18 protein-coding genes are annotated in these 16,442 nt (G+C 61.8%); 9 read left to right on the top strand and 9 right to left on the bottom strand.

What is annotated here, in order from left to right; all coding sequences use genetic code 11:
• Positions 1 to 171 precede the first annotated feature (171 nt).
• A complete protein-coding gene (locus JJ918_RS01975) occupies positions 172 to 438 on the top strand; it encodes a glutaredoxin family protein (RefSeq protein WP_155043644.1) in 267 nt (88 codons plus the stop codon).
• Positions 438 to 1,454 (top strand): 2Fe-2S iron-sulfur cluster-binding protein, encoded by a 1,017-nt coding sequence (locus JJ918_RS01980; RefSeq protein ID WP_080622751.1) that lies wholly within the window; start codon positions 438 to 440, stop codon positions 1,452 to 1,454. The genes JJ918_RS01975 and JJ918_RS01980 overlap by 1 nt, the downstream gene beginning before the upstream one ends.
• A gap of 72 nt (positions 1,455 to 1,526) precedes the next feature.
• On the opposite strand, the gene JJ918_RS01985 is transcribed toward JJ918_RS01980, so the two are convergent.
• The 4 genes from JJ918_RS01985 to JJ918_RS02000 all read right to left on the bottom strand — a co-directional run bounded on the left by JJ918_RS01985 (position 1,527) and on the right by JJ918_RS02000 (position 4,126).
• Positions 1,527 to 2,978, bottom strand: a complete 1,452-nt coding sequence (locus JJ918_RS01985; protein ID WP_155043643.1) for a multicopper oxidase family protein — start codon at positions 2,976 to 2,978, stop codon at positions 1,527 to 1,529.
• Between the two features lie 36 nt (positions 2,979 to 3,014).
• Positions 3,015 to 3,404 (bottom strand): hypothetical protein, encoded by a 390-nt coding sequence (locus tag JJ918_RS01990; RefSeq protein WP_155043642.1) that lies wholly within the window; start codon positions 3,402 to 3,404, stop codon positions 3,015 to 3,017.
• Positions 3,405 to 3,524: 120 nt separating this feature from the next.
• Positions 3,525 to 3,917 (bottom strand): DUF305 domain-containing protein, encoded by a 393-nt coding sequence (locus JJ918_RS01995; RefSeq protein WP_080620524.1) that lies wholly within the window; start codon positions 3,915 to 3,917, stop codon positions 3,525 to 3,527.
• A 14-nt stretch (positions 3,918 to 3,931) separates the two neighbouring features.
• Positions 3,932 to 4,126, bottom strand: a complete 195-nt coding sequence (locus JJ918_RS02000) for a heavy-metal-associated domain-containing protein (RefSeq protein ID WP_080620523.1) — start codon at positions 4,124 to 4,126, stop codon at positions 3,932 to 3,934.
• A gap of 164 nt (positions 4,127 to 4,290) precedes the next feature.
• On the opposite strand from JJ918_RS02000, the gene JJ918_RS02005 reads away from it, so the two are divergent.
• On the top strand, positions 4,291 to 7,020 hold the full coding sequence (locus JJ918_RS02005; RefSeq protein ID WP_226341156.1) for a heavy metal translocating P-type ATPase: 2,730 nt from the start codon (positions 4,291 to 4,293) through the stop codon (positions 7,018 to 7,020).
• 61 nt (positions 7,021 to 7,081) lie between these two features.
• Positions 7,082 to 7,531 carry a Cu(I)-responsive transcriptional regulator gene (gene cueR / locus JJ918_RS02010; RefSeq protein WP_080620522.1) on the top strand — a complete coding sequence of 150 codons (450 nt, stop codon included), beginning with the start codon at positions 7,082 to 7,084 and terminating at the stop codon, positions 7,529 to 7,531.
• A 90-nt stretch (positions 7,532 to 7,621) separates the two neighbouring features.
• Here cueR and JJ918_RS02015 read toward each other — a convergent pair whose 3' ends face one another.
• Positions 7,622 to 8,806: an MFS transporter gene (locus JJ918_RS02015; RefSeq protein ID WP_080622749.1), complete on the bottom strand. Its 1,185-nt coding sequence runs from the start codon at positions 8,804 to 8,806 to the stop codon at positions 7,622 to 7,624.
• A 116-nt stretch (positions 8,807 to 8,922) separates the two neighbouring features.
• Here JJ918_RS02015 and JJ918_RS02020 point away from each other — a divergent pair, with 116 nt between their 5' ends.
• From JJ918_RS02020 to JJ918_RS02035, 4 genes are all read left to right on the top strand, one after another.
• Complete coding sequence (locus JJ918_RS02020; RefSeq protein ID WP_064790834.1) at positions 8,923 to 9,198, top strand: metal-sensitive transcriptional regulator; 276 nt, start codon at positions 8,923 to 8,925, stop codon at positions 9,196 to 9,198.
• 17 nt (positions 9,199 to 9,215) lie between these two features.
• On the top strand, positions 9,216 to 9,977 hold the full coding sequence (locus JJ918_RS02025; protein ID WP_080620521.1) for a MauE/DoxX family redox-associated membrane protein: 762 nt from the start codon (positions 9,216 to 9,218) through the stop codon (positions 9,975 to 9,977).
• A gap of 21 nt (positions 9,978 to 9,998) precedes the next feature.
• Positions 9,999 to 10,502, top strand: coding sequence for a DUF305 domain-containing protein (locus tag JJ918_RS02030; protein ID WP_080620520.1), 504 nt, complete (start codon positions 9,999 to 10,001; stop codon positions 10,500 to 10,502).
• A 65-nt stretch (positions 10,503 to 10,567) separates the two neighbouring features.
• Positions 10,568 to 12,964, top strand: a complete 2,397-nt coding sequence (locus JJ918_RS02035) for a heavy metal translocating P-type ATPase (RefSeq protein ID WP_089389385.1) — start codon at positions 10,568 to 10,570, stop codon at positions 12,962 to 12,964.
• Between the two features lie 24 nt (positions 12,965 to 12,988).
• Here the strand turns inward: JJ918_RS02035 and JJ918_RS02040 are convergent, their stop codons facing one another.
• From JJ918_RS02040 to JJ918_RS02050, 3 genes are all read right to left on the bottom strand, one after another.
• Positions 12,989 to 13,333: a helix-turn-helix transcriptional regulator gene (locus JJ918_RS02040; protein ID WP_080620518.1), complete on the bottom strand. Its 345-nt coding sequence runs from the start codon at positions 13,331 to 13,333 to the stop codon at positions 12,989 to 12,991.
• 45 nt (positions 13,334 to 13,378) lie between these two features.
• Positions 13,379 to 14,413, bottom strand: a complete 1,035-nt coding sequence (locus JJ918_RS02045; protein ID WP_080620517.1) for a cation diffusion facilitator family transporter — start codon at positions 14,411 to 14,413, stop codon at positions 13,379 to 13,381.
• A 279-nt stretch (positions 14,414 to 14,692) separates the two neighbouring features.
• Positions 14,693 to 14,902, bottom strand: coding sequence for a heavy-metal-associated domain-containing protein (locus JJ918_RS02050; RefSeq protein ID WP_080620516.1), 210 nt, complete (start codon positions 14,900 to 14,902; stop codon positions 14,693 to 14,695).
• Between the two features lie 383 nt (positions 14,903 to 15,285).
• Here JJ918_RS02050 and JJ918_RS02055 point away from each other — a divergent pair, with 383 nt between their 5' ends.
• Positions 15,286 to 16,269, top strand: a complete 984-nt coding sequence (locus JJ918_RS02055; protein ID WP_080620515.1) for a LysR family transcriptional regulator — start codon at positions 15,286 to 15,288, stop codon at positions 16,267 to 16,269.
• Here the strand turns inward: JJ918_RS02055 and JJ918_RS02060 are convergent.
• Complete coding sequence (locus tag JJ918_RS02060) at positions 16,202 to 16,441, bottom strand: DUF2274 domain-containing protein (RefSeq protein ID WP_291882631.1); 240 nt, start codon at positions 16,439 to 16,441, stop codon at positions 16,202 to 16,204. The two genes, JJ918_RS02055 and JJ918_RS02060, sit on opposite strands and share 68 nt — an antisense overlap.
• Between the last annotated feature and the right edge of the window lies 1 nt (position 16,442).

Here is a 16,442-nt window from a genome sequence, read left to right on the forward strand (position 1 = left end):
TCTTCATCTGCTGATGTCGTCCTGCGCTTCGGAAATTTCGACCCCGGAGCAAGAACAGCCTTGACCTTACAAGCGCTGGAAGCCGCACGCTGACGGCAATCCACTCTTCCGGGAGGCCGTTTGACGGTCTGCCGGAAGCCAATCCACGTCTAAAGCAAGAAGGGCAAGGACATGCCAGAAGCCAACACGCCACACATCCTCATCTATACGACGCCGACCTGCCCGGACTGCCATGCACTCAAGCGTTGGCTGGCCCAGCAGGGTCTCGCCTATGAGGAGCGTGACCTGACCGACCCCAAGATCGCCGAGGAGGCACAGGCACGCACGGGTGTCAGGGTCGCTCCTATTACAATCGTAGGGTCGGAAGTTTTCTACGGAACCTTCCCAAGCCAGAAGCCGGGACTCGTCAAGGCTCTAGGTTTGACCGGGAGTGCATGATGACGACCAGGTTCGTTGATATTCGGCAGGCACGGGTCAGTCTGGAGGTCCAGGAGGGACAAACCATCCTCGACGCAGCACTTGCCGCAGGCATACCTTATCCCCACGGCTGCCGTTCCGGCCGCTGCGGCTCGTGCAAGTCACGTCTGATCGAGGGCGAGGTGGAACTGCTCCAGCATTCTCGCTTCGCCCTCAGCGAGGAAGAGAAGGCCGACGGCCTGATCCTGGCATGCCGCGCGGTGCCGCAGACCGATGCGGCTGTCGCCTGGCTTGGCAGCGATGACGATGATGCGGTTGAGGCTCCTCGACGGGTGGAGGCCATCGTGTCCGGCCTCGATGACCTTACCCACGACATCAAACTGGTGCGAATCTCGCCTGTGGATGGCTCCCCGTTGCTCTTCACGGCCGGACAGTATGCCCAGGTCGGATTCGATGGTGTGCCCGCGCGCAGCTACTCCATGGCCAATCGTCACGGCGACGACAGCCTCGAATTTCACATTCGCAAGGTTCCGGGCGGCGTCACCTCGCAGCACGTCCATGAGGCACTGAAGGCCGGTGACAAGCTGACGCTCGAATTTCCACTAGGCTCCTCCTATCTGCGCCAGCATCATTCCGGCCCGATCCTGTGCATCGCCGGCGGTTCCGGTCTGGCGCCGATCAAGTCGATCGTGGAAACAGCCCTTGCGCACGGCATGAAGCAGCCGATCCATGTCTACTTCGGCGCACGCGGCGCGCGTGATCTCTATCTCGTCGAGCATTTCGAGACCCTGGCGGACCGCCACAACAATCTCAGCTTTACGGCTGTCTTGTCCGATACACAGGTAGCCCCCCATCGGCACGGGTTCGTGACCGACGCGGTGGCCGAGGATCTCGCGGACTTCGACGGGTGGAAAGCCTATGTCGCAGGCCCGCCCCCGATGGTTGATGCGGCGATGGCAATGGCATTTGCGCGCGGGCTGCGACCCGAGGACATGCACGCCGACGTTTTCTTCACGCCCGAAGGGCAGGAAGGCTAGTCGCCTCGTTCAATGAAATCAGGCGAGAGCCTGCGCTGCGAGGAATCGCGGCGCAGGCTTTTTTCATTCATTTCAGGCGGATATGCTGAGCTCGGTCATCATGCCGGTCTGGAGATGCGGCATATGATGGCAGTGCAGCATCCAGCGCGCCGCCTCTCCGGCGTCGAGCGCGACGGTCACCATGGCCATCGGAGGAACATAAACGGTGTCGCGCCGTGCCCCATCGAAGCGCTTGCCGTTGATGTCCACGACCTGGAAGACATGGCCGTGCAGATGCATCGGATGCCCCATCATCGACATATTGTGAAACATGATCTCGACCCGCTCGCCCGTCTTTGCAAGGAGGGGCTTGTGATCTCCCCAGACCTTGCCGTCGATGGTCCAGACATAGGGCTGCATCGAGCCGCCCAGCATAACCATGTGGCTGCGCTGTGGCGCACGCGAGGGAAGGCCGTCCGAGGCGCGCAGCTTCAGCTCTTGCGACAGGTCGATGTCGAACGCAGGCGCATCCGCTTCGCCAAGCGCCGGGATCTTCTCAATGGTCGCGCCGGGCGTGGCGAGGATCAACCCCGTGCGCTCCTTCGACCCCTCGCGCGACGCAAGCACGGGCCACGCCCCTTCACCGGCAAGCTCCAGATCCAGATCGAGGCGTTGGCCCATGGCGATACCGAAACGACTGCCTTCGAGGCCCGCGATGGCATGGCCGTCGACTGCCACGAGTCTCGCAGACAGCCCACCCGTATCGATCCAGAAAACAGTGGCCGAGGCGCCGTTGATCACCCGCAGCTTTACCCGTCCGCCCTTCTCGACCATGATGATCTCCGGGTCGGACAAGGTGCGGTCGTTGGTCAGGTAGGCGTCCCAATTGTAGTCATTCAGATCCATGGCCATGCCCTGCATCGAGGACATATCCATCTGCATGCCTGAATGGTCCATCGAGGCGCCGGGGGCGGCGTGGCCTCCCATGGCGCTCATATCGTGGCCGCCGCCGTGCCCGCCGGTGATCTCCTGCATGACCTCTTCGGGCGCCTTGAACGAGAAGTCATGGAGAAACATCACGACTTCCTGGCGGTCGGCCGCCACGTCTTCGGCGCTGCGCACGATCAGCGGCGCGGCGAGCAGGTTCATCTCCTGGAGCGGGATGTGCGCGTGCATCCAGTATGTGCCGGGGAGCGGCTCGTAGTCATAGGAGCGCGTTTCGTCGGGTTGCAGCATCGGCTGTGGCAGATCCGGGACGCCATCCTGCTCGTTGGGCGGGATCTGGCCATGCCAATGGATGAGGGTCGGAACATCCAGGCGATTGGTAAGACTGGCGCGAAAGCGTTGGCCTGGATTGAGAACCAATCCCTGTCCACTCGGGCCTTCCAAGCCGAAGACTATGGCGGCGCGTCCATTGACGTCCAGCACCCGTGTCGCGGCGCTGAGCGATATGGCGTTTTGCGCCATGGCAAAGCGCGGTAGAGCTGCTGTGGACAACGTGGCAGCGCTTGCGGCAAGAAAGCCGCGTCGTGAAATAAGTGTCATTTTCGGTCTCCTGGGAGAACTATGCTCCCTCTGAGTTCAGATCGGCGTGCGCTTATGCAGCCACTGGTTTTCAGCGAGACTGGGATTGGGAGGGCGTTCATTCCGTTCGGGGCCGAGACCGGCGAGGTTCGTCGTCTCCGGTAGTGCCCAACGCGCCGAGGTAGGCTGAATCGCATTTCCGGGCTGGTCAGACACGAACCAAGAGCCCATGCCAGAGCATACGAAGTAGCAGAAGCCATCGCTTCCGGAACAGATTCGATCTTCCTGACATGCCTCGGGAGAGGAGTATGCGGTGCGATGCGGCGCTTCGTGTTTTGAGGCGATCGTTTGGGAGACGGTGGCCATGCGGGCGCCGTGCGCCGGCACAGCCAACGCCACCGTGACGAAGGAGAAGATCATCAGCACTGCGATGAACAGACGACGCATCGGCGTCAAAACTCCTTGTCAGACAACATTCCGCGCATCCTTGGCTGGATGAATCTTATATGTCGCAACCGCCGCCGCGCATCATTGCTGACGCACCGCGGCGGTTCCTACATATCAAAATCACTGGCCGCGCGCGGCGAGCCATTCCCGCATCATAGCGATCTCACCTTCTTGGGCCGAGATCACCTCCTCGGCGAGTTTGCGGACCTCGGGGTCAGTGCCGTATTGCAGCACGATCCGCGCCATGTCGATCGCGCCCTGGTGGTGCGGGATCATGCCGCGCATGAAGTCGATGTCGGCGTCGCCGGTGAAGTCGACTGTCATGTCGGCGTGCATACGGTTATTGGCTTCGATGTAAGCCTGCGTGGATGGGTTGTCGGAGGCCGGCATCGAATGCCCCGGCATGTCGTGGCCTTGCATGGTGGTATCCGTGTTCAGTTGGCTTTGTGCGATGGCGAGGCCGGCGCTGATGGCGAGTGCGCCGCCAATGAAAATCGGGGTCAGCTTGTGCATGATCTTGCTCCTGTTCACTTCACGGTCGCCGGATAGCCAGCCTCTTCGAGAACCTGCCGAAGGGCTGCCGGGGTTGCGGTCGTCTCGACCTTGACCATCCGCTGGGCGGGGTTGGTATCGATCTTGGCGGTCGGATCGACCGACTGGATCGCCTTGGTGACGGACTTGGCGCAACCGCCGCAGGTCATGCCTTCGATCTTGAGTTCCATGAGCTTTCTCCTTTGGGTTCGGTTCTCATGGTCCTCAAGTTGGGGTTTCCAACGATGGTAAGGTCAAGAGGAAACGAAAAGGAATTTTTACCCTTGACCTTCCCATCGTTGGAAGGAGCATATCAGTGTCCGAACTCGAATTCTGACTTAGAAAGGAGGCGGCAATGGATGCCCCTGTTCGAGCTGCGGACAAGATGAATGCAGCAATTTCCCTGCCTATCGAGGGCATGACCTGCGCATCCTGCGTCGGCCGTGTCGAGAGAGCCCTGAAGGCCGTCCCCGGCGTCGCCAACGCGGTCGTCAATCTGGCGACCGAGAAGGCCAGCATCACGACGAACGACACGGTTGATCGCATAGCGCTCGTCAAGGCGGTCGAAAATGCTGGCTATGAAGTGCCGGCCAGCTTCAGTGCGCCGAAAGCTGCCCTCCTTGAAGTGCCGATCGAAGGCATGACCTGCGCTTCTTGTGTGGGGCGGGTGGAAAAGGCCCTCAAGGCCATCCCCGGCGTTGCCAATGCCGTGGTCAACCTCGCTACCGAGAAAGCCAGCATCACGACGAGCGGCCCGGTGGACCGAGCGGTCGTCGTGAAGGCCGTGGAGGACGCAGGCTACGCGGTTTCGGCAAGTTTCACCGCGCCGGCGGCGGCTTCGCTTGAGGTCGCGATCGAGGGCATGACCTGCGCCTCCTGCGTGGGACGTGTCGAAAAGGCGCTCAAGGCCGTGCCGGGCGTCACCAACGCCGTCGTCAACCTCGCCACCGAGAAGGCCACCGTCCAGGGAACCGCCGATGCTGCGGCCATCGTCGCGGCAATCGCGAACGCGGGCTACGAGGCCAAGGTGATCGCGGCGGCGACCGGGGCGGGCCAGGCCGAGGTCGATGACCGCGCCGAGAAGAAGGAAGCCGAACGCCGTGAGCTGACCCGCGATTTCACCATCGCGGCGGTTCTGACCGCGCCGGTCTTCATCCTGGAGATGGGGTCGCACCTCATTCCGGGCGCGCACGACATGATCGCCGCGACCATCGGCATGCAGAACAGTTGGTATCTTCAGTTCGTGCTGACGACGCTGGTGCTGTTCGTGCCCGGCATCCGCTTCTACGACAAGGGCCTCCCGGCGCTCTGGCGGCTGGCTCCCGACATGAACTCGCTGGTCGCCGTCGGCTCGCTGGCCGCCTACCTCTATTCGCTGGTGGCGACCTTCGCGCCGGGCTTCCTGCCCGCTGGGACGGTGAACGTCTATTATGAAGCCGCCGCGGTTATCGTCACCCTGATCCTGCTCGGCCGGTTGCTCGAGGCCCGCGCCAAGGGGCGCACTTCGGAAGCGATCAAGCGGCTGGTCGGACTTCAGGCCAAGACCGCGCGTGTCCGCCGCGACGGCAAGACGGTCGATCTGCCGATCGATTCGGTGCTGTCCGGCGACATCGTGGAGGTCCGCCCCGGCGACCGTATCCCGGTCGATGGTGAAGTCATCGAGGGCGAAAGCTATGTCGACGAGTCGATGATCACCGGCGAACCGATCCCGGTGTCCAAGACGAGCGGCAGCGAGGTCGTGGCCGGAACCGTGAACCAGAAGGGCGCCTTCGCGATCCGGGCCACGGCGGTCGGCGGCAACACGGTGCTGTCGCAGATCATCCGCATGGTCGAGGAAGCACAAGGGTCGAAGCTGCCGATCCAGGCGCTGGTCGACAAGGTGACGATGTATTTCGTGCCGGCGGTCTTCGCCGTCGCCGCCCTCACCTTCGCTGCATGGCTCTATTTCGGCCCGTCGCCTGCGTTGACCTTCGCGCTGGTCAATGCCGTCGCCGTGCTGATCATCGCCTGCCCCTGCGCCATGGGTCTGGCAACGCCGACCTCGATCATGGTCGGCACCGGCCGGGGCGCGGAGCTGGGCGTGCTGTTCCGCAAGGGTGAAGCGTTGCAACTGCTGAAGGATGCCAAGGTGGTGGCCGTCGACAAGACCGGCACGCTGACCGAAGGCAAGCCGGCGCTGACCGACCTCGAACTGGCCGCCGGCTTCGACCGGACGACGGTGCTGGGCCTGGTCGCAGCCGTCGAAGCCAAGTCGGAACACCCGATTGCCCGCGCCATCGTGGATGCGGCCGAGGCGGAAGGCATTGCACTGCCCGCCGTGTCGGACTTCGAGTCGGTGACCGGCTTCGGCGTGAAGGCCGTGGTCGACGGCAAGCGCATCGAGATCGGCGCGGATCGCTACATGGTCGAGCTTGGCCATGACGTGGCGGGCTTCGCCCAGGTTGCCGAACGTCTGGGCAACGAGGGCAAGTCGCCGCTCTATGCGGCGATCGACGGCAAGCTGGCGACGATCATCGCCGTGGCCGACCCGATCAAGGAGACGACGCCGGCGGCGATCAAGGCGCTGCACGACCTCGGCCTGAAGGTCGCGATGATCACCGGCGACAACAAGCGCACGGCCAAGGCCATCGCGGCTCGCCTGGGCATCGACGAGGTGGTGGCGGAGGTGCTGCCGGACGGCAAGGTCGACTCGATCCGCCGGCTCAAGGCCGAGCATGGCAAGGTCGCCTTCGTCGGCGACGGCATCAACGACGCTCCGGCGCTGGCCGAGGCGGATGTGGGTCTCGCCATCGGCACGGGCACGGACATCGCCATCGAGGCGGCGGACGTGGTGCTGATGTCGGGCAGCCTGACCGGGGTGCCGAACGCCATCGCGCTGTCCAAGGCGACGATCGGCAATATCCGGCAGAACCTGTTCTGGGCCTTCGCCTACAACACGGCCCTGATCCCGGTCGCCGCGGGTGCGCTCTATCCGGCCTACGGCATCCTCTTGTCGCCGGTCTTTGCCGCCGGCGCCATGGCCCTGTCGAGCGTCTTCGTCCTCGGCAATGCGCTCCGGCTCAAGACCTTCAAGGTCCAGGGCTGATGAAACCAGACAGCCGATCCTATATTTAGGGTCGGCTGTCCTTACATATGGGAGATTGTTCATGAACATCGGACAGGCAGCAAAGGCATCGGGCGTTTCGGCCAAGATGATCCGCTACTACGAGCAGACAGGTCTCATCCCGGCTGCTGATCGGAAGGACTCCGGCTACCGCGATTATTCGGCTACCGATGTCCACATGCTGCGCTTCATCCGCCGCGCGCGCGACCTCGGTTTTTCGGTGGCCGAGATCGGCGACCTGCTCAACCTCTGGCGCGACGAGACGCGACAGAGCGCAGAAGTGAAGCGCTTGGCGCAGGGCCATATCGACGCGCTGGAGAGGAAGATCGCGGATATGCAGGACATGGCCCACACGCTCACCATGCTGGTGAACGCCTGCCAAGGGGATCATCGGCCGCATTGCCCGATCCTACAGCGCCTTGAGACCGATCAGGACGATGAAGATCTTTCGATCCGGCCTCGGTCCGGCGCGGTCAATCGCTCGCTGCAATAACCGCATGCCCAAGCAGCCTTTCGGCTGCGAGGGCGCAGAGCGAGGACCTGACCCGGTGCGTCCCCGCCAAAATGGCGGGGACATTGCGTTTCAGGCTTGCGGTTTGCGTGCCGCTTGCCAGAGCAACGGCACGAGGATCAAGGCGACCGGCGGAAACAATAGCCAGTTGATTGCCGCCCAGCCCGAGTTGTGCAGGACGCTGCCTGCCAGAAACGAGACGGCGGCGGTCGTGCCGAAGACCATGAAGTCGTTTGCGCCCTGCGCCTTGGCGCGCTCGCCCGGCGTATGGCAGTCTGTGACCATCGCCGTCGCTCCGATGAAGCTGAAATTCCAGCCGATGCCCATGATGGCCAGAGACCCCCAGAAATTGATTAGCTCAAGCCCGGCCAGCGCGACGATGGCCGAGACGGCGATGAGCAGCATCCCCGCCGCCGTCACACGCTCCTTGCCGAAGCGTGTCATGAGGCGGCCGGTGACGAAGCTCGGCGCGAACATCGCCAGTAGATGCCACTGGATTCCGAGTGCTGCGCTGTCGACCGAATGGCCGGTATTGACCATCGCGATCGGTGCGGCCGTCATGACGAAAGCCATGAGGCCGTAGGAGACGACGCCGGCCGCGACGGCAAGCATGTAGCGGGGCATCATCAGGATCTGGATCAGGGAACGGCCGGAGCTTTCCGACGCGGATTGCGAAGCGGATTGCGGCGTGCGCAGCATCAACAGAATCGGGATCGACAACAACGGAAGCGCCGCCTGGCTGAGGAAGCTGCCGACATAGGGGGTGCCGGGGAAGGAATCGCGTGTCCAGATGACGAGCTGCGGACCGATTACAGCCGCGATCAGCCCACCGACCATCACCCAGGAGATTGCTCGTGCCTTCAAAGCGCCTTCGGCAGCATCGGCGGCAGCGAAGCGATAGCTTTGGACGTAGGAACCGTAGAGACCGGCGGTAAAGCAGCCGACGCAGAACAGTAGGAACGACGATACGAAGATGCCAAACGCCGCGATGAGTCCCGCTGCGAGGCCGAACAACGCGCCGAACAGATAACCGCCACGGCGCCCCCAGGCGCGCATGACGAAGGCGGCGGGCAGCGTGCCGATTGCGAGGCCGAGACCGAAGAGACTGACCGGCAGCGTCACCCATGCGGGGTTGTCGGCAAGCTGCTGGCCGACCAGGCCGCCGAGCGACATGACGATCGGCGCGCTCGATCCTCCGAGCGCCTGCGCGGCAGTAAGGACGGTGATGTTGCGCCGGACAGTTACCGTATCGTCCATTGGACCTCCCACGATTATTTGCTTCGACGTTGACATGCCGGCAAAACTCTTGGGTTTTGCGGGAACCAAACTTTTGCTCTAACGTATATATACCCATACCGGGTAGGGGTAGCTGGATGTGCAACAAAAATTCCAAGCAGATCATCGCGTCGCTCAACCGGATCGCCGGGCAGGTTCGCGGTGTCGGCCAGATGGTCGAGGACGAGCGATACTGCATCGACATTCTCAACCAGATCCACGCGGTTAAAGCCGCGCTCTCCAAGGTGGAGAACCAGGTGTTGCGATCGCATGCCGCCTGCTGCGTCGAGGAGGCGATCGCATCGGGCGATGCAGACCTTCAGCGCGCCAAGTTCAATGAACTGGTGGAGGTGTTCGCGAAAGCGAAACTTTAGATCGAAGGGATCAGACTATGGCGACCCATGCAGCCAAACGCGCCGAACTTCATAGAATGGTGATGGAAAACCATACCTGCCCCTACGGGTTGAAAGCGCTCGATCTGCTCAAGCGGGAAGGCTACGAGGTCGACGATCACCATCTGACGACCCGCGCGGAGACGGACGCCTTCAAGGCAAAGCATGATGTTCAATCGACGCCGCAGACCTTCATAGGCGGCAAGCGGATCGGCGGTTACGATGATCTCGTCCGGTTCTTCGGCGGCAAGGTCGAGGACAAGGATGCCGTTACCTACAAGCCGGTGATCGCGCTGTTCGCGATGGCTGCCCTAATGGCTTTGGCCGCGAGTTGGGCGGCGTTCGGGAACCTCGCGACGGTCCAAGCCGCCGAATGGCTCATCGCCATCGCGATGTGCCTTCTTGCCCTTCAGAAACTGAAGGACGTGGAAGGCTTCGCGACCATGTTCCTGAACTACGACCTTCTGGCGCAGCGATGGGTCCGATATGCCTACATCTATCCCTTCGCGGAGGCGCTCGCCGGCGTCCTGATGATCTCCGGTGCCCTGATGTGGGTGTCGATCCCCGTCGCGCTGTTCATCGGCGGCATCGGCGCGGTCTCGGTGTTCAAGGCGGTCTATATCGACAGGCGCGAGCTGAAATGCGCCTGCGTCGGTGGCGACAGCAACGTGCCGCTCGGCTTCGTGTCGCTCACCGAGAACCTCATGATGATCGGCATGGCGGTCTGGATGATCTTCAAGCCGATGGGCATTGGACACTGACAACCGCGAAAGGACGATCAAATGGCGAGCGACCACACGGCTCATGGCGGGCATTCGGGGAATAGCCACGGCTCCCATGGCCGTCCCTATCTGATGTTCTGGATCAACATGATCCTCGGCCTCATCGTGATGTATGTCGTGATGTTTTCGATGATCGACGGCTGGGGCGACTTCCGGAACAATCTGAACATGCTTTACATGGCGATAACCATGTGGGCGCCGATGGGCATCTTCATGCTGGCGACGATGCCGGGCATGTTTCCGAACCGCAGCGTGAATATTGTCCTCTATGTGCTTTTTGTCGTCCTTACCCTGGGATCATTTTGGGCGACTCGATCCCAAGCCATGATCGATGACCGCCAGTTTATCGACTCGATGATTCCGCATCACTCGGGAGCCATCTTGATGTGCAGAGAGGCCAACCTGTCGGACGCCGAGCTTCTGGCGTTGTGTGAAGAGATTGAGGTCGCCCAGCGTCGCGAGATCGAGCAAATGCAGGCGATTGCTGGCCGGCTGAACGATTAGTCGGGGCTTGGTTCGCATGCGGTGGCAACCTGCATGCGGGGAGATAAGGGAAGCGGAGGCTTACTATGGTTCACGACCATAACCATCATCAAGGCGCCGCCCATGCCCATAACAAGGGGCACGGTGGCGGATCGGGCCATCACACCGCGACTGCGGAGGCAAGCGATACTGTGAAGGACCCCGTTTGTGGGATGTCCGTGGACCCCACAACGGCTAAGCACCGAGCCCAATACCAGGGCGCGACGTATTATTTCTGCTCCGAGAACTGCCAGACCAAGTTCATGGCCGATCCGGGCAAATATGTTGGACCATCGGAACCGACCCAGGCAGCGGTAGTGCCGGAGGGCACGATCTTTACCTGTCCGATGCACCCCCAGATCCGTCAGGTCGGTCCAGGATCATGCCCGATCTGCGGGATGGCGCTGGAACCCGAAATGCCGACGGCCGAAACCGGACCCAGTGCGGAACTGGTCAACATGACTCGACGGTTCTGGGTGGGTGCCGCCCTTTCTGTTCCGGTGGTCTTCCTTGGGATGGGCAGCGAACTTTTCGGCCTGCATCGTTACATTCCTGGCCAGATCAACAACTGGCTGCAACTCATACTGGCGACGCCGGTGGTGCTGTGGGCAGGCTGGCCGTTCTTTCAGCGCGGCTGGGCGTCCGTGGTGAACCGATCGCTCAATATGTTCACGCTCATCGCGATGGGCGTAGGCGTTGCCTGGATTTACTCCGTGGTGGCAACGCTCGCCCCCGACCTGTTCCCGGAAACGGCGCGGATGATGGGAGACACCGTTGCGGTTTACTTCGAGGCGGCCGCGGTGATCACGGTGCTGGCGCTGCTCGGCCAAGTGCTGGAGCTACGCGCGCGCGAACAGACCTCGGGCGCGATACGCGCGCTTCTTGACCTGGCTCCGAAGACAGCCCGACGTATCCGGCCAGATGGCACCGACGAGGAGGTGGCGGTCGAGCATATTGCCGTCGGCGACAAGCTTCGTGTTCGCATGGGCGAGAAAGTTCCGGTGGACGGGACGGTGCTGGAGGGGCGTTCGGCCGTCGATGAATCGATGATTACCGGCGAATCGATGCCGGTCACGAAAGAGCCGGGTGCAAAGCTCATCGCAGGGACCATCAATCAATCTGGCGCTCTGGTCATGGATGCGGCTCGCATTGGTCGCGATACCATGCTTTCGCAGATCGTCCAGATGGTGGCGCAGGCGCAGCGGTCCCGCGCCCCGATCCAGCGCTTAGCAGACCAGGTGTCCGGCTGGTTCGTTCCACTGGTCATCGTTATCGCCTTGATCGCTTTTGTGGCCTGGACCCTTTTTGGCCCGGAACCCCGGTTGAGTTACGGCCTGATTGCGGCTGTTTCTGTTCTCATCATCGCCTGCCCATGCGCCCTTGGCCTTGCAACGCCGATGTCGATCATGGTTGGCGTCGGCAAAGGCGCCAATCTCGGATTGCTGATCAAGAACGCCGAGGCGCTCGAAAGGCTGGAGAAGATCGATACCCTCGTGGTCGACAAGACCGGCACGCTTACGGAGGGGAAACCGGCCGTCACGGCCATCGTTCCGGTCGATGGGCGGAGCGAGACGGAACTTCTTCAAGCCGCGGCGAGCCTTGAACGTGCGAGCGAACATCCGATTGCACAGGCTATTGTCCGTGCCGCGGTGGAGAAGCAGCTCGCACTGTCGGAACCCTCGGACGTCGACTCTCCTGTCGGTCGGGGAGTCTTGGGAACCGTCGCCGGTCAGCGCGTGCTGATCGGTAGCGCCAAGTTTTTGGAGCTGGAAGGCGTTCAGCCGGGCGCAGCGGCGATCGAGGCGGACGTCATTCGCTCACGCGGGGCCACCGCCGTCTTGGTCGCCATCGACGGCCGGCCCGTCGGCGCCATCGGCGTGGCCGATCCCATACGATCCACTACGCCGGCAGCGCTGGAAGCCCTCCGAAAGGACGGCATCCGCGTGGTCATGATGACTGGTGACAATAAGCTCACGGCTCAGGCGGTGGCAAAAGAGCTGGGCATCGCCGATGTGGAGGCCGAGGTGCTTCCAGAACGCAAGAGCGAGGTTGTTACACGTCTTCGCAAGGAAGGCCGTATCGTCGCCATGGCGGGCGATGGGGTGAATGACGCCCCAGCGCTTGCGGCTGCCGATGTCGGCATAGCGATGGGCGGAGGAACGGATGTCGCCATGGAATCCGCGGGAGTCACGCTGCTAGGCGGTGACCTATTGGGGATCGTGAAGGCGCGTCGCCTGTCGGGAGCGACAATGCGCAATATCCGGCAGAACCTGTTCTTCGCATTCTTCTACAACTCGGCAGGCGTGCCGGTGGCGGCCGGGTTACTGTATCCCGTGATGGGGCTGCTGTTGTCACCGGCGCTTGCCGCACTGGCCATGGCGCTCTCTTCGGTCAGCGTCATTGCCAACGCTTTGCGATTGAGAACTACCAAGATCGACATTTAGTGTCACAGGCCAGCGAAGGGCTGCTCAAGAACGAGGACCGATGATGTCGCGTTTTGGGTCGCCTTCCCTTTCCTCACGCGCATGCGAGAGCATGTCGAGCAGAACGTCACCGACATGCCTGTCGGTGACCTCGTAGAACATTTGCTTCGAGTGGCGAACACGGGTCACCAGGCGCGCGCCACGAAGAAGACGCAGGTGATGGCTGACGAGCGACTGCGAAAGCTCCAGCGCCTCGGAAATATCGGTCACGGATTTCGGACCGTCTTCGCAGTGCAGGAGAATCTTCAGCCTGCTGGGATCACCCAGCAGGCGGAAGGTTTCAGCGAGAAAGTTCAACTCTTGGGACGAAGGGGCTTCTGCGATATTCATGTCGAACCTTCCCGATCAACTGAGTGAACCATCAGGCGCGACCGATCAGTGCGAATGACCCGCATGGGATAGCGCCGCGGTGTTCGGCTCCTCCAAGGTGCAACTGGCTACTCCGTCCCAGTCGATGCCGATCGTCGGGTGTTCGATTTTGAACTTCGTTTTCAGTTCGGCTTCGACCTGTTTCATGACGCTGCGAACATCGACGCCTTCCATCGGCTGCACCTGAAGCGTCGCCAGCACACGACCGGAGGTCAGCGACCAGACATGGATATGGTTGACGCTCTGGATACCAGGAACAGTCTTGAGAAGATGCTCGGAGATCTTGTCGGCGCCGGCGTTGTCAGGTGCGCCTTCGAGCAGGATATGCAGAGTGTTCTTGAGCAGGCTCCATGCACTGCGCAGGATCAGCAGAGACACGAATACCGACAGGATGGGGTCGATAGGAGTCCAACCCGTATACCAGATGACGACAGCGGCGACGATCGCACCCACCGAGCCGAGCAGGTCGCCCATGACGTGCAGGACAGCGCCCTTGACGTTGACGTGTTCGGAATCTCCGCGCGTCAGATACCAAAGCACGAAGAGGTTCACGAGCATGCCGATGATGGCTACGACGAACATCGAACCAGCGAGGACCGGCTGGGGCTCCTGGAACCGTTCGATAGCCTCATAGACGATAAAGCCGACGATGCCGAACAACGTAAGAGCGTTGACCAGGCCGGCGATCACCTCGAAGCGGGCATAGCCGAAGGTGCGCTGGCCGTCCGCGGCCCGCCGACCGAGGCGGAAGGCGACATAGGCGAGGCCGAGCGCGATTGCGTCGGTCAGCATGTGGCCGGCATCGGCAAGCAGCGCGAGCGAGCCCGAGATCACGCCGCCGACGGCCTCCACGATCATGAAGGTGAAGATGATGAAAAAGGAAATGAGGATTTTGCGCTCGTTGTCCTTCGTGACTGTCGGGACATGCGAGTGGTCATGATCGTGATCGTGACCATGATCGTGGCCGCCGCCGTGGTTATGGTCGTGCTTGGAGTGGTCGTGACCGTCATGGTCGCTGTGGGAGTGTGATGAGTTTGCCATTGCTCGTTTCCGGTTGCATCAAGTCAACACTTGAATAGTTGTTCAAGTGTATGCTTGTCAACCAGCCGTGCGAATTTTTTTGCCATCTGCCCGAAGCCTCTAGGACCGACGGGTCGTGACGGCGCACAGGGCAATGCCGACGCCTTCGACGTTGAAGATCTGGCTGATCCTAGAAATCAAAATGGGCAGCCCGAGGACTGCCCATTTTGACACTGCAATGAACCGGGGGACACCTACGGGAGCAGCTTGACGCTCATGATCAGTGGGCAGGAGGTAGCATCAGGCGGCTGCCGGGGCGCCTTCGGCCGGATAGCCCGCCTCGGTGAGAACGGCACGCAGGTCCGCCTCGGTCGCGGATGATTCAACACGGACCTCACGCTTGGGCGGATCAGTCTCGATCTTCGCGGCGGCATCGACGATTTGCAGCGCCTTGGTTACCGACTTGGCGCAACCGCCGCATGTCATGTTGGGAACGGTGAAGAGATACATGGAGGGCTCCTTGATTTGAGTCCTCTGGAAAATGGGGCTTTCCACCGTTGGAAGGTCAAGGGGCAAAATTCAGAAACTTTCTGCTTGACCTTGCCACCGTTGTAAGCCGCAAGCATCCGTCATGCCACGACCGCAATCCTCAAGCGCCACGGGCTCGTTTTGAGACTTCGGCATCTTGACCTGGCGGTGGCATCGCCTCTCTCGATTATCTTCCTCTTTCATACAAATATTGAACAGTTGTTTATGTGTTCAAATGTTGTATGATCTGGCTATGACCCGCTACGCGCGATACGTCTCGTCATCGCGTGAATGCTCGACAATCGGAGAGGGACAGTTGGCTTGCCTATGGTCCGAGAGCATATGATCCGGACGGCGGCCCTCGGATGAAGGAGACCGCCAAGTTCCCTGACTCCATCGAGCTTCGTCACCTTCGCTACTTCATAGCCGCTGCCGAACATGGCAGCTTCCGAAAGGCAGGGAGTTCGTTAGGACTATCGCAATCGGCAATCAGCCGTTGCATCGCCGATCTCGAAGACAGGATGGGCGCGTCCCTTTTTCACCGGCACGCATGGGGCGTGTCGCAGACCTTTGCGGGGCAGCGTTTCCTTCATCGCGCGCGTCGGGCTATCAAGACGATAGACGAAGGCGCTCACGAAGTTGCCGCCGCAGGACGATCCGAGCAGGGACGAGTGCGGATCGGCATCTATTCGTCCATCGCTTCGGGCTTTTTGACAAAGCTGCTGGCAAGCTATGGTCGGTCTCATAAAGACGTCAGGATCGAACTGATCGACGGCGATCCTGCCGAACACGTCGCGGCCATCCGCCAGTTCCGCCTCGACGTCGCCTTCCTGACCGGCGACCGGGAATGGCCTGGATGCGACCGGGCGCCTCTGTGGTCCGAGCGGGTTTTCGTTGTGCTGCCCGATCTCCACCCCCTGGCGGCTTTGGACGAGGTGATGTGGGGAGATCTCGCCGATGAGCCCTTCATCGTCAGCGAAGCCGCGCCGGGCCAGGAGATCCATGACCATCTGGTGCGGGAGTTGGCGGACCTCGGCCGGCATCCCGAGATCCAGGTTCAATCGGTCGGTCGGGATAACCTGCTGCCGCTGGTGGCGATCGGCCAGGGTCTGACGCTAGTGAGCGAGGCCATGACGGTGGCCGCGCTTCCAGGCATCACATACCGACCCATCGCCGCCGAGGTGCTTCCATTTTCGGCGGTCTGGTCCCCGGCGAACGACAATCCCGCGTTCCGCAGGTTGCTCTCCATGGCAAAGGCGGCGTCTGCCAAGGCTATGAGGCTCAAGCAAGCGGCTTCGCAGATTGGGGCGAGCGACGTGCTTTTGCGAAGCCGCGATCTGTCGCAATAAATCGCTCCAGCATCGGCACAATGAGCCTGACGGGATCGGCGACGGGCTGGCCGCTCTCGCGGGCCAGCACCTCGGCATAGGCGACCAGATCGCGGTGAAGCGGCGCGGGCAGCTCCACCGTCACCTTGACGGGCTTGTCGTCGAGCAGCGGGCCGAGTCTCAGCTTGGTCATG

Origin of the sequence: Maricaulis sp. (assembly GCF_017642925.1) — a bacterium.
Classification (GTDB): domain Bacteria; phylum Pseudomonadota; class Alphaproteobacteria; order Caulobacterales; family Maricaulaceae; genus Maricaulis.